The following is a 12,991-nucleotide window of genomic DNA, read 5'->3' on the forward strand; positions in this document are numbered from 1 at the left end:
TCGGAGCCGGTCAAAAAGGAGCGCAAGACGGTCGTATGCGGGCGTAAGCGGTTCTCGGCCAGGCCGGGAACGGGGTTACACCAGGCATGCGTCACGGTGAGGTGTGCATCAGTCGCAGTCCGTTACGAATTCGTCCCGCTCGAGTCGCTCAACGTGACACTTGCGTCACGGAACTTGCGTCTGGCCTGGGCACAAGGCATGGCAAGACTGGCAAGATTGGGTGTCGCGTGTGAGATCAGCGCGTACCGACTGCCGTCGAGTGAGGGAACGAGAGCCGGATGCCCACCAGTGAGCTCTTCCTGAAGGATGTCATCGACATCAAGGAAGACGTCCATGCCGGCGATTTCAAGGTCGAGCTGTCCGGTGGGTTCACCGAAACCGACGCTCGCGTCGCCGAGTACGTGGTCACCGAGCAGCTGCAGGGGGCCTTCCGGAGCGCGCTCGGGCTGGTCGGGGCTGCGGTCAGGTCGGGGAACTCGCACGCCGCCTATCTGCACGGATCGTTCGGTGCCGGTAAGAGCCACTTCCTGACCGTGCTGCACGCCGTGCTGAACAACAACGCGGCGGCCCGCTCCAAGCCCCGGCTGCAGGAGGTCATCGCCGAGCACGACGACTGGCTGCGCGACAACCGGTTCCTCATGGTGCCGTACCACCTCGTGGGTTCCACGGACCTCGACTCGGCCCTGCTCGGCGGGTACGTGCAGGCGGTGCGCTCCCTGCACCCGGACAAGCCGACGCCCGCCGTCTACCGGGCCGACTTCGCCCTCGCGGACGCACGCAGGCAGCGGGAGTTCCTGGCCGACGACGCGAAGTTCGTGCAGTGGCTCGGGGAGGGCGCCGCCGCGGTGGCGCCGGGCGGCGGGGTCGCCTTCGACGCCGATGACGACGACCTCGACCTGCTGGACGCGGACGACGCCGCCCCGGCCGCCGGCAGCTGGACCTCCGCAGACCTGACCCGTGCCTTCGACGCGCCCGCCGGGGACCCGTACCGCGAGGCGCTCGTGTCCGCGCTGCTCTCCGGGCCCATGGCGGCGTACGCGCAGGGAGCCCGCGGCGACAAGGACGCCTTCGTGCCGCTGGAGAACGGGCTGTCCGTCATCTCCCGGCACGCCAAGTCCCTCGGCTACGACGGCATCGTGCTCTTTCTCGACGAGCTGATCCTCTGGCTCCAGGCGCACATGGGCGAGCAGGACTTCGTACGCGACCAGGTGCAGCGGCTGGTCAAGCTGATCGAGTCCGGGGACGCCGACCGGCCCGTGCCGATCGTGTCCTTCATCTCGCGTCAGCGCGACCTGTCCCAGCTCATCGGCTCCGACGTGGCGGGCGCCGAGGTACAGAACCTCGAGCAGCAGATCGAGTACCTCGCCGGACGTATCGACGTCGTCAACCTGGAGGACAGCAACCTCGTCGAGATCATCAAGCGCCGCGTGCTGGAACCCAAGCCCGGGATGGAGCCGGTACGCGACGAGGCCTTCACGCTCGTCGAGTCGTCCAAGGACGAGGTCCGGCAGGTGCTGCTCGACGCCCATGGACGGACCGAGGCCAGCTGGGACGACTTCCGTACGCTGTACCCGCTCTCGCCCGCGCTGCTCAACGTCCTCGTGGACCTGTCCGGGGCGCTGCAGCGCGAACGCACCGGTCTGAAGCTCGTCCAGGAGCTGCTGCGGCGCCGTCGCGACGACCTGCGGATGGGGGAGCTGATCCCCCTCGGCGACCTGTGGGACGTCATAGCGACGGGCACCGGCGAGGCGTTCACCGCCAAGCTGCGCCGGGAGTCCGAGATCGCGCACCGCTTCCACGCGCGTGTTCGGGCCCATCTGCTGGAGAAGTACGGGTCCGTCGACGACGCGCGCTATCGGCGGGACGACCGGCTCGTCAAAACGCTGCTGCTCGGCGCGCTCGCCCCCAATGTGCCGGCTCTGGCACGGCTGACCGGCGGACGGCTCGCCGCGCTCAACCACGGCACGATCAGGGCCCGAGTGGGGTCGGCCGGATCGGTCGCGGTGAAGGCGCTGCGCGATCTGCAGGCCCAGGGCTTCGGGGAGCTGCGGAGCGAGGGCGACGCGGACCCGGTGTTCCATCTGCACCTGTCCGACCTGGACGTCGAACCGCTGCTCGAAGAGGTGCAGGGGGTCGCGGACAAGGACGGCCACCGCCGGCAGTGGATCAAGGACCAACTGTGGTCGGCCTTCGGTATCCGGGACACCCAGGCGTTCGTGTGCGAGCGCGAGATCGTCTGGCGGGGCACCAAGCGGACCGCCGAGTTCGTCTTCGGGAACGTGCGCGATCTGCACCTGCCCGACGAGCAGTTCGAACCGCAGATGGAAGGAAACATTCGCTTCGTTCTGGACTATCCCTTCGATGAACCTCAGCGTTCGCCCATCGAGGACGTCCACCGGATCGAGACCCTGAGGCGGTCGGGACGGACCGGGAGCACCATCGTCTGGCTGCCCGACTTCTTCTCCGAGCAGCGGGCCCGGCAGCTCGGACGGCTGCTGAAGATCAACTATCTGCTGGAGCGGGACCGGCTCGACGACGTCACCGCCACCCGCTCGACCGAGGAACGGATCCAGATCCGCCACCAGCTCAAGGCGCAGAGCGACAACCTCACCACCCAACTCTCCGCCGTTCTCGAGCAGTTGTACGGGATCAGCAAGGCGGAGGCCGCGAACGTCGGAGCCGAGGTCCCGGCGGACCAGCACGTGTGGTCGCTGCGGCCCGGCTTCACGCGCAAGAAGCCCGAGCCCGGGGTCGGCTTCGAGAAGAACCTCTACGCCCTCGCCGACGAGATGTTCGCCGTGCTCTACCCGAAACACCCCGACTTCGACCCCGCCCTCACCCGCAAGCCGGTCACCCTGCGCGAGCTGAAGACCGCGCTCGAATGGATCGGGCGCGCCATGGAGAGCGGCGAGCGCCGGGTCGTCGTCGACAGCCACCAGCTGGCCACGGTGAAGAAGATCGTGCATCCGCTGGGACTGGGCGAGGTGCACGACGGTCCGCTGAACGTCAGCCGCGACTGGCGGCTGCGGATCAACCAGAAGGCCGCCGAGGCACACGCCGGGACGGACCTGTCCGTCGAGGACGTCCGCAAGTGGATCGGCCAGCTCGGGTTCACCGGCCTGGAGAAGAACGTCAGCAACCTGATCATCGCGACGTACGCGCTCCTCGACGACCGGACGTGGGTGTATCAGACCTCGCCTCTGCAGCAGCCTCCGGAGCTGGACAAGATCGGTCCCGGCTACGGCCTGCGCGCCGTCGAGCTGCCGACCGAGGAGGAGTTCGCGACCGCGCGCGAACGGGCCGGCAGGATCTTCGGGGTTCCCGTGCCGCCCGTGCTCTTCGCGCCGAACGTCGCCAAACTCGCCACCGGCGTACGGGAAGTGAGCGCGAGGTACCGGGACGCCGTGAGCGGGGTCCGGGACGTGCTGCAGAAGCGGGCCGGGGAACTGGGGCTGCGTGGGCCGCAGGGCGCGGACGCTCCGCGCATGAGGTCCATGAAGGCCGCGGCCGACCTGGTGGCCCGGCTCGCCCGCAGCGACGACGCGACCGTGGTGGTGCGCGAGCTCGCGGGGGTGGCGTACGACGTGACCGACCAGGAGATCGGGGCAGCTCTCAAACAGGCGCCCGAGGTGCTGGCCGCCCTCGACGACACCAACTGGAAGCTGCTGGGCAGCGTGCGCGGCTTCGCCGGGCGGGACGACAGCGTGGGCGACCGCGCGGCCCGCCTGGTCCGCGTCGTCGAGGAGACGGCCAACGACCACGAGCAGGCCCGCTCGCTGGTTCCTGTGCTGGAGCGCCTTCAGGACCAGGCACTGGCTCTCGTCAACGAGGTGGCACGCCTCGCGCAGGTCGCCCAGCCCGTGGTGCCGCAGCCGCAGCCGACCCCGGACGACGTCAGCTTCACCGAACACGGGCAGCCGGTGGTCCAGTCGGGGCCGGTCGGGACGGAGGGCGAGCCCCGGCGGATCGACGGCGGCGAGCAGGCTGCCGACGTGCCCGCCCGGGATGTGCGCCCGGGGGCTCCGCATCTCGTCGAGCCCACTCGGCTCGAAGCGTCCCTCGCCGCCACGGTCGCCGGTGTGGAGGAGGAGATCAGGTCGTACCTTGCCGCCCATCCGGGCACGCGCATCCAGGTCACCTGGCGTCCCGTCCCCGTCGACGGCCGGGAGGCCGGACACTGATGGGCGCCGCCCTGCCCCAGGTGGGCCGCCGCACCATCGAGGCCCTGCTCGTCACGCACGCCGAAGGGCTCGGAGAGCGTCGTCTCGTCCTCGTACACGGGCGCTACTCGGCCGGCGCGCCCGAGGAGTTCACCGTGCGGACGGGGGAGGAGACGCGGCGCGTTCGCGTCAGCCACCAGGCATCCGTCCTGGGCATCCTCGAGGAGTGGACGAAGCACCGGGACAAGGCGGCCGGTGCGGACCTCCTCGTCGTCACCACCGGCGTCGACGACGGCCAGATCGGCTGGGACCTGCGCGGCCAGGCGCTACGGCGGCAGACGCTCACCGTGGAGAACGCCGAGATCGTCATGCAGCGCTTCGGCGCCGCAGGACTCGACCCGCGCATGTACGACGAGGGGTGGCTGCTGGAGGCGCTGCTCGACGCCGAGCCTTCCCAGGGCTGGAAGCGCGCCGGTTCCGTCCTGACCCGGGACGCGGCACTCCGCGCACTGGTCGTGGCCCGGCTCGGGCTGGGCAACGGCGACGACGAGGCCGACCCCGCGTCGGGAGCCGTCGTCGACCTGGACGCCCTGCTCACCTGGTCCCGTACGCCCGCGGGACCCCTGCGCTTCGCGGAGCTGGAGCGGACCGAACGCGACGAGCTGAAGAAGTGGCTCGGTGAGACCACGGGCCCCGCGGCGCCGGTCCTGATGTCCCTGGCGGAGACCGGACGCGGCCAGGACGCGATGCCGCTCGGCCTGCTGGGCGCCGTCCTGCGCGACCAGGCCGCGAGCCCGGACGTGGCGCTCGCGGTCGGCGGGCTGTTCGGGCAGGTGATGCCGCGCCGGACCGAGCTGCAGTCCTTCACCGAGGCCGTCGAAGGCGCCCTCATCCGCTGGATCGGAGAGGCCCGTCACAACGCCGACGCCCGGGCGCGGGTCTTCGCCGTCCTCGACCGCGCCGACCAACTGGCCGACGGCGCCGGACTCACCACGGCCCTCGAATCCAACCGCTTCCTGCCGTCGAGCTTCACGGCCCAGCTGCGGCACGTGACGGCAGCGGCCCGCACCTCTCCGGCGGCTGGGGAAGCGGCCCTGGCCGAGCTGAACGCGCACATGCTGGCCCGACTGAACACGGACCGCGTCGGCGTGGCCGAGATGGCCGTGAGGACCGCCCGCTGGCTGGCACTTCCGCGGCCCGCGGTGACGTCGGTGGCGGCCGGCGTGCGGGGCCAGGCCGGAGACTGGGGCTGGGCGGACCGGGCCCTCGCCGTCCTGTGGGCCGGAGACCCCGACGGAGACACCGCCACGGGCGAGGACCTCCGCGCCCTGTACGAGGCCGCCCGGGAGCGGCGCGAGCGGCTGGACGAGGAGTTCGCCCGGCGGCTCGCGTCCTGGACACCGAACGCCACCGCGCTGCACCCCGGCGGCTGCCTGGTCGTCGAGAACGTGCTGGCCGAAGCGGTCAGGCCCCTGGCCGGGGACACGGCTCCGCTCGTCCTGGTACTGGACGGCATGAGCTGCGCGGTCGCGGCCCAACTGGGCGAGGAGGTCGAACGCGAGGGCTGGACCGAGGTCGTGCCGAGGGAAGCGGGCTCGGAGGAGGAACCGCAGCGAATGGCCGCGGTCTCCATGCTCCCCTCCGTCACGGAGGTCAGCCGCGCGTCCCTGCTCACCGGTAGAGCGGTCAAGGGCGGGCAGACGAAGGAGAGCGCGGGCTTCGCCGCCTTCTGGGGCCAGCGGCGACTCGACGCCCAGCTCTTCCACAAGGCCGGGATAGAAGGAGGGGCGGGAAGGTTCCTCTCCGAGGAGCTCATGGCCGCGCTCGCCTCGGATGCGGTGGTCGGCGTCGTACTGAACACCATCGACGACGCCCTCGACAAGGGACAGCAGGGGCGGCGTACCCGGTGGAGCCTGGGGGACGTCACATACCTGCGGGAACTGCTGTCGGCGGCCAGGGGGTACGGGCGCCCGGTCGTACTCGTGGCGGATCACGGGCATGTGCTGGAGCGGGGCGCGAGCGACGGACCTGTGGGTGACGAGGACACGGGGCCCGGCTCGGCCCGATGGCGCACGGGTACGGCCAGGGACGGCGAGGTCCAGCTGTCCGGGCCCCGCGTGCTGGAGGGCGGTGGCACCGTCGTCATGCCCTGGCGGGAGGACATCCGCTACACCGGCCGCCGGGCCGGGTACCACGGCGGAGCCTCGCTCGCGGAGGTCACCGTGCCGCTGCTCGTCCTGGTGCCCGACCGGGACCAGGTGCCGAGAGGGTGGGAGGTCCTGCCCCGGGAGCAGGCCGTCCCGTCGTGGTGGACTCCTCACAGGGGCGGGCGGCCCGAGGCCGTCGCGGTGCAGGAGACGTCGCGCAAGCCGAAGCGGGGCAAGCCGAAGGAACAGCCCGCGGGCGAAGGGCTCTTCGCCGCAGCGGATCTCGTGGCGCCGGCCGCGGACGCGGCCGCCCCTGCCACCCTGGGCGAACGTGTGGTCGCCAGCGAGGTCTACGAGGCGCAGAAGGAGTACGTACGCAAGGCTCCCGAGAGCAAGGTCGTGGCAGCCGTCATCGACGCGCTGGCCGGGGCGGGCGGCACCATGTCACCGGCCGCGCTCGCAGGCGCCATCTCGGCGACCGGGCGGGTACGGCGCAACATCGACGGGTTCATCGCCACCCTGCAGCGGCTGCTCAACATCGAGGGCTACCCCATCCTCGGCTTCATCGACGCCGGACACACGGTGAAACTCGACATGACCCTGCTCCGTGACCAGTTCTTCCCCAAGGAGGAAACGTGACGTCGTCGCCCGACGTGAGCGCGGTCCGGCGGCGGGAGGTCGTCGACGCACTGCGCCGGGGAACTGTGCCGCACTCCGGGCTCGACCTCTTCGCGGTCGGCCTCGACCGGTTCACCGGCGCCCTCGACGAGGACGTGTCCACGGTGGCGCGGGGCGGAGCGGCCTTCCACGCGATCCGTGGCGAGTACGGATCCGGCAAGACCTTCTTCGCACGCTGGCTCGCCGAGCGGGCCAAGCGCGCCGGGCTCGCCACGGCCGAGGTGCAGATCTCCGAGACCGAGACACCTTTGCACCGGCTGGAGACGGTGTACCGCCGGCTCACCGAACGGCTGTCCACGGCCACCCACCAACCGAGTGCGCTGCGCGCGATCGTCGACTCCTGGTTCTACACGCTGGAGGAGGAGATCCTCGACAACGGGGACGTGGACGAGGAGGACGAAGCGGCACTGGGCGAAGCGGTCGACGAGTTGATGGAACGTCGGCTCGCCGAAGTCGCCCGCACCACACCGGCGTTCGCCGCGGCCCTGCGCGGATACCGGCGCGCGGTCGCGGCCGACGACGCGGTGACCGCGGAAGCCCTCATCGCCTGGCTCGGCGGTCAGAAGTCCGTCGCCGCCTCGGCGCGCCGGGCGGCCGGGGTGCGGGGTGACCTCGACCACTTCGGGGCACTCGGCTTCCTGCAGGGCCTGCTCACGGTGTTGCGGGACTGCGGCCACCCTGGTCTGCTGGTCGTCCTCGACGAGATCGAGACCCTTCAGCGGGTGCGCGGTGACGTACGGGAGAAGGGACTCAACGCCCTGCGGCAGCTTCTCGACGAGATCGACGCGGGACGCTTCCCTGGGCTGTTCCTCGTCATCACGGGGACACCGGCCTTCTTCGACGGCCAGCAGGGCGTGCAACGGCTTCCCCCGCTCGCACAGCGGCTGGCGACTGACTTCACCACCGACCCGCGCTTCGACTCTCCACGGGCCGTCCAACTGCGGCTCGCAGGCTTCGACCTGGAGCGCCTGGGCGAGCTGGGCAGGCGCGTGCGCGACCTGTACGCAGGCGCCGCCCGGCACCCAGAACGAGTCGAGCAACAGGTGGACGACACGTACCTGATGGAGCTCGCCACGGCCGTCACTGGCGGACTCGGGGGCAAGGTCGGGGTCGCGCCCCGTGTCTTCCTGCGCAAACTCGTCGCCGATGTGCTCGACCGGGTGGACGAGTTCCAGGACTTCGATCCACGCAAGCACTACGCGCTCACCATCTCGGACGGCGAGCTGACGGAAGTCGAACGTAACGCGGCCGCCACACGCGCGGACGATATCAATCTGGACCTGCCGTGAGCGGCATCGACGATCTCGAACCCGCGCTGGTCCACCACATCGTCAACACGCTCGGCTGGCCCGGTCTGCGCCCACTGCAGGAAGAGTCCATCAAGCCGCTGCTCGCGGGCGACGACGCGATCCTCCTGGCGCCCACGGCCGGAGGCAAGACGGAGGCCGTTTCGTTTCCGTTGCTGTCGAAGATGGTGCAGCAGAAGTGGTCGGGGACGTCCGTCCTCTACGTCTGTCCGCTCAAGGCGTTGCTGAACAACCTGCTGCCCCGGCTGGAGACTTACGCCTCCTGGCTCGGTCGCACGGCAGCCCTGTGGCACGGGGACGTCACTACCGGCGCGCGCAAACGGATTCTGGCGGCGCGGCCCGACATCCTGCTCACCACGCCGGAGTCTCTGGAGGCGATGCTGGTGAGCGCGAACGTCGACCACACCTCCTTCTTCTCCGGATTGCGCACCGTAGTCGTCGACGAGGTACACGCCTTCGCCGGGGACGACCGGGGCTGGCATCTGCTGGCCGTTCTGGAGCGGCTTCAGCGCGTGGTCGGACGTCCCGTCCAGCGAGTCGGGCTGTCCGCCACCGTGGGAAACCCGGACGAGTTGCTGCTGTGGCTGCAGGGATCCGGAGCGGGGAAGCAGCCGGCGGTGGTGGTGGCACCGCACCTGGCAGATCCGAAGCCGGGGGCATCGGGAGCGGCGCCACCAGTACCGGACATCCAGCTCGACTACGTTGGTTCCGTCGACAACGCCGCCACCATGATCGCGGCGCTGCACCGCGGCGAGAAACGGCTCGTCTTCTGCGAGTCCCGCAGGCTCGTGGAGGAACTGGGCGAGAAGCTGCGCGCCAAGGGCGTGACAACCTTCCTCTCCCACGCCTCCCTCTCCGTCGACGAACGCCGACGCGCGGAACAGGCCTTCTCCGAGGCCCGCGACTGCGTCATCGTCTCCACGAGCACCCTCGAACTCGGCATCGACGTCGGCGATCTGGACCGGGTCATCCAGATCGATGCCCCGCTCACCGTCGCCTCCTTCCTGCAACGGCTCGGCCGCACCGGACGCAGGCCTGGGACGTCACGCAACTGCCTCTTCCTCGCACTGAACCACGACGGACTCCTCGGCGCTTCGGCCCTTCTCCTGCAGTGGTCGCGCGGCTGGGTGGAGCCCGTCGTCGCCCCACCGGAGCCTCGGCACATCGTGGCCCAACAGCTGCTCGCGCTGTGCCTGCAGGAGCCACAGGTCGGGGACAGGCTCTGGCAGGAGTGGTGGAACGGCCTCGGCCCGTTCGGCCAGTCCGCCGAGCCGATCGTCCGGCACCTGGTCGACAACGGCTACCTGGACCAGGACGGCGGACTCCTGTTCATCGGTCCCGAGGCAGAACGGCGCTTCGGGCACCGGCACTTCATGAATCTCACGGCGGTGTTCACCGCGCCTCCGCAGTTCACCGTGCTGCAGGGCCGCAGAGAGATCGGCCGGACGGATCCGAGCCTGCTCACCGAACGCATCGACGGACCAAGGCGGTTGCTCCTGGCCGGGCGGAGCTGGCAGGTCACGTACATCGACTGGAAGCGCAAGCGGTGCTTCGTCGAACCCGTCGACGGCGGCGGCAGAGCGAAGTGGAGCGGCGCCGGGCTCGACTTCGGCATCTCCTTCGAACTGACGCGGGCGGTCAGGGAAGTGCTCCTCGGGGCGAACCCGCCGGTGGATCTCACAGGGCGCGCGGAGAAGTACCTGGCCGAAGCACGAGAGCACTGCATGGAAGAGGTACATCCTGGAGGCACCGTGATCACTCGCGGCTCGGGCGGATACGTGAAGTGGTGGACATGGGCCGGCCACCGGGCGAACGCCACGCTCGCGGCGACGCTTGCTGAGGTTGCTGTACCTGTCCAGCAGATCAACGACTGCTGGATCCGTCTGCGAGAGGACCTCACCCCTGACACTTGGAAGCAAGTTTCGGCGGCTGCTCCGGACCACCTGTGCCTGCCGGAGGTCGACGAGCGGGCGGTCAAAGGACTGAAGTTCGCGGATGCACTGCCGCCCAGGCTCGCCGAGTCGACGCTGGCGAGGCGGCTGGCGGATCTGCAGCCGGCAGCGCAAGTTCTCTCCGAACCTGTGCGCTTCGTTATGCGTCCACTATGAATACCTGGTTCCTGTGAGGAGCCGCGTCACGTCGTCAGGCTTCGGCCAGCTCAGTGTACGAGCCGAAGCTGCTGGTGGTGGCGCCCGTTACCGAACTGGCCGCCATCGCCTCGCTGCAAAGATGAGTGCCAGGATGCGACTTCCGCCTCGGAGGCCAGAGTGGGTGCCCGGGGGTGAGGCGATAGAGGAATGGGCTGCGTAATGGTGTGCGCTTCCGTTAACGTTGTGCGGCTTGAGTCACTCGTGTTGGGCCCGGTGGCTCGAATGAAGTTCCCCCCGCGAACTGGGCAGCGGGTATTTACGCTGCCGGGACGAGGCTCTGCCTGAGCAAGGATCTCGTTTCGAGCGGGTTGACGTACCCGTAGTCGGGGTGCCGACGGAGCCGGCTGCGGTAGTACTCGACCTCGACGTAGCGGAAAACGTCGGCCCGGGCGGCCTCCCGGGTCTCCCACATGGTCGTCCCGATCTCCGCTTTCAGGATGGCGAACCAACTTTCTGCGGCGGCATTATCGTAACAAGAGCCGACGCGCCCCATCGACTGCCTCATGCCCAACTTGCCTATTTCGCTGCGGAATTCTTCACTCGTGTACTCGCTGCCGCGATCCGTATGCATGACGCAACCCGGCTCCAGACCGCCACGCCCGGCCGCCATCCGCACGGCGGCGACCGGCAGCTCGGCGCGGTGGTGTTCGGCCATCGCCCGGCCGACCACCTCCCGTGTCGCGAGATCGATACAGGTCGGCAGGTACAACTTCCCTTCCAGCGTGCTGAGTTCAGTCATGTCGCCGACGAGCCGCATCCCGGGCCGGGGCGCGGTGAAGTCCCGGCCGATCAGGTCGAGCGCGAACACCGCCCGCTTCGCCTGCCGGGTCAGGCCCCGCCGCCGACGGCGGGTGATCCCGACGATCCGGTGCTTGCGCATCAGCCGCTCGACCTCTTGGAGTTCACCACCCGCCCGGCCCGCCGCAGGGCGGCGTGGATCCGCGGGGCCCCGTAGGCGCCGCGAGATCCGGCGTGAAGCACCCGGATCTCGCCCACCGGCGCCTCCTCGGCCCGCTCCCGCACCGACCGGGCCGGCGGTGACGCCCTGTGCGCGCAGTAGGCGGAACGGGGCACTCCCAATGAAGACCTTGTGCGCCTGCTGCTTACGGCGCTGTGCGAGAGCGGTAGGCGTTCAGATGCCATCGCCAGATATCACTCATTCCGGGAACTTTTGACGCATGAATACGGTGTTTCTCCCAGCGGCCAGTTGCAAGCTTTCTATGAGCAGATTCTGCAAGAGGTCGTGTCCCTTGTCGTGGTGTAGCCGATCAATCGGCCGTTGTGTTGGTGGTTGGGTAGTCCGGGGGCGCTTTCGGGGAGCTCGGCGGGGTAGATCTGGTCCATGCTGCCCTCGGGGAGGTAGCGGCGGGGGAAGGCGATCCACTCGTCGTGCATTTCGAAGTGGACGGCGGTGACCAGCCTCAGCAGCGCGTCGTCGTTGGGGAAGACCTGGACGACATCGACACGACGCTTGATCTCCCGGTTGACCCGCTCCAGCGGATTTGTGGACTGGATCTTCTTCCAATGTCGTTCCGGGAAGGCCGCGAAGGCCGTCAGGTCGTCTTTGGCTTCCAGGAGCATGTGCTTGACCTGCGGGAACTGTGCGCCGAGCATGTCAGCGACCGTGTCGAGCTGGCCGCGGACGGCGGCCTGGTCAGGCTGGGCGAAGATAGTACGGATGGTGGCAGCGACCATCTCCGCGGCGTCCTTCGGAATCACGCCGAAGACGTTGCGCAGGAAGTGGACCCGGCAGCGCTGGTAGGCAGCGCCGAGCATGACCTTGCGGATCGCCTTGACCAGGCCTGAGTGGTGGTCGCCGAGCACGAGTCGGACCCCGTTCAGGCCGCGTTCGCGCAAGGAGCGCAGGAACTGGGTCCAGAACACCTCGGTCTCGCTGTCGCCGACCATCACTCCCAGCACTTCGCGGCCGCCGTCCTCGGTGATTCCGGTGGCGATCACCACGGCCCGGGAGACGATCTGGTGGGCGACCCTGGCCTTGCAGTACGTCGCGTCCAGGTACATGTAGGGGAAGCGGACGTGGTCCAGGGACCGGCTGCGGAACGCGGTCAGCTGGGTGTCCAGGTCGGCGCAGATCCGCGAGACCTCGCTCTTGGAGATCCCGCTGTCCGCGCCCAGGGCCTTGACCAGCTCGTCGACCGAGCGGGTGGACACTCCGTGGACGTACGCCTCCATGACGACGGCGAACAGTGCCTGGTCGATGCGGCGGCGGCGCTCCAGGAGGCTGGGGAAGAAGCTGCCCGAGCGCAGCTTGGGTATGCCCAGGTCCAGGTCGCCGGCCTGCGTGGTCAGTGTCTTGTCCCGGTGCCCGTTGCGCAGCGCGGTGCGCGTGTCGGTGTGCTCGTTCCACTCCGCGCCGATCCTCGCACTCGCCTCGGCCTCGATCAGTTCCTGGAGCATCCGCTCGGCCACCGAGCGGACGAGTTCGAGCCCGTACGCCGAACGTAGTGACTCCAGCAGGCGTAGTAGGTCAGACTGGGACAGGGCCACCGTGCACCTCCCGGGTTGAACTGGCCGTTCACCAAGGAGAG

At 69.4% G+C, this 12,991-nt stretch carries 8 protein-coding genes; 5 read left to right on the forward strand and 3 right to left on the reverse strand.

Translation table 11 applies throughout. From position 1 onward, the window contains the following. The first annotated feature begins 278 nt into the window (after positions 1 to 278). Genes AB0M11_RS24060 through AB0M11_RS24075 form a run of 4 tightly spaced genes read left to right on the forward strand, consistent with a single transcriptional unit; the run spans position 279 to position 10,400 of the window. Positions 279 to 4,181: a PglY protein gene (locus AB0M11_RS24060; protein ID WP_365708717.1), complete on the forward strand. Its 3,903-nt coding sequence runs from the start codon at positions 279 to 281 to the stop codon at positions 4,179 to 4,181. Continuing rightward, positions 4,181 to 6,946: a BREX-2 system phosphatase PglZ gene (pglZ, locus tag AB0M11_RS24065; protein WP_365708719.1), complete on the forward strand. Its 2,766-nt coding sequence runs from the start codon at positions 4,181 to 4,183 to the stop codon at positions 6,944 to 6,946. The genes AB0M11_RS24060 and pglZ overlap by 1 nt, the downstream gene beginning before the upstream one ends. Beyond that, positions 6,943 to 8,274, forward strand: coding sequence for a BREX system ATP-binding protein BrxD (brxD, locus tag AB0M11_RS24070; protein ID WP_365708721.1), 1,332 nt, complete (start codon positions 6,943 to 6,945; stop codon positions 8,272 to 8,274). The genes pglZ and brxD overlap by 4 nt, the downstream gene beginning before the upstream one ends. Beyond that, positions 8,271 to 10,400, forward strand: coding sequence for a DEAD/DEAH box helicase (locus AB0M11_RS24075; protein WP_365708723.1), 2,130 nt, complete (start codon positions 8,271 to 8,273; stop codon positions 10,398 to 10,400). The genes brxD and AB0M11_RS24075 overlap by 4 nt, the downstream gene beginning before the upstream one ends. A gap of 298 nt (positions 10,401 to 10,698) precedes the next feature. Here AB0M11_RS24075 and AB0M11_RS24080 read toward each other — a convergent pair whose 3' ends face one another. Beyond that, positions 10,699 to 11,322, reverse strand: a complete 624-nt coding sequence (locus tag AB0M11_RS24080) for an IS3 family transposase (RefSeq protein ID WP_365708725.1) — start codon at positions 11,320 to 11,322, stop codon at positions 10,699 to 10,701. Next, positions 11,322 to 11,516 (reverse strand): IS3 family transposase, encoded by a 195-nt coding sequence (locus tag AB0M11_RS24085; RefSeq protein WP_365708727.1) that lies wholly within the window; start codon positions 11,514 to 11,516, stop codon positions 11,322 to 11,324. Before AB0M11_RS24085 ends, AB0M11_RS24080 begins: the two co-directional genes overlap by 1 nt. A gap of 16 nt (positions 11,517 to 11,532) precedes the next feature. Between AB0M11_RS24085 and AB0M11_RS24090 the strand changes: the two genes are divergently transcribed. Continuing rightward, positions 11,533 to 11,706: a BTAD domain-containing putative transcriptional regulator gene (locus AB0M11_RS24090; protein ID WP_365708729.1), complete on the forward strand. Its 174-nt coding sequence runs from the start codon at positions 11,533 to 11,535 to the stop codon at positions 11,704 to 11,706. Here the strand turns inward: AB0M11_RS24090 and AB0M11_RS24095 are convergent. Next, positions 11,661 to 12,950: an IS256 family transposase gene (locus AB0M11_RS24095; protein WP_365708731.1), complete on the reverse strand. Its 1,290-nt coding sequence runs from the start codon at positions 12,948 to 12,950 to the stop codon at positions 11,661 to 11,663. The genes AB0M11_RS24090 and AB0M11_RS24095 overlap by 46 nt on opposite strands. Between the last annotated feature and the right edge of the window lie 41 nt (positions 12,951 to 12,991).

The organism is Streptomyces sp. NPDC051987 (assembly GCF_040680735.1).
Taxonomy (GTDB): domain Bacteria; phylum Actinomycetota; class Actinomycetes; order Streptomycetales; family Streptomycetaceae; genus Streptomyces.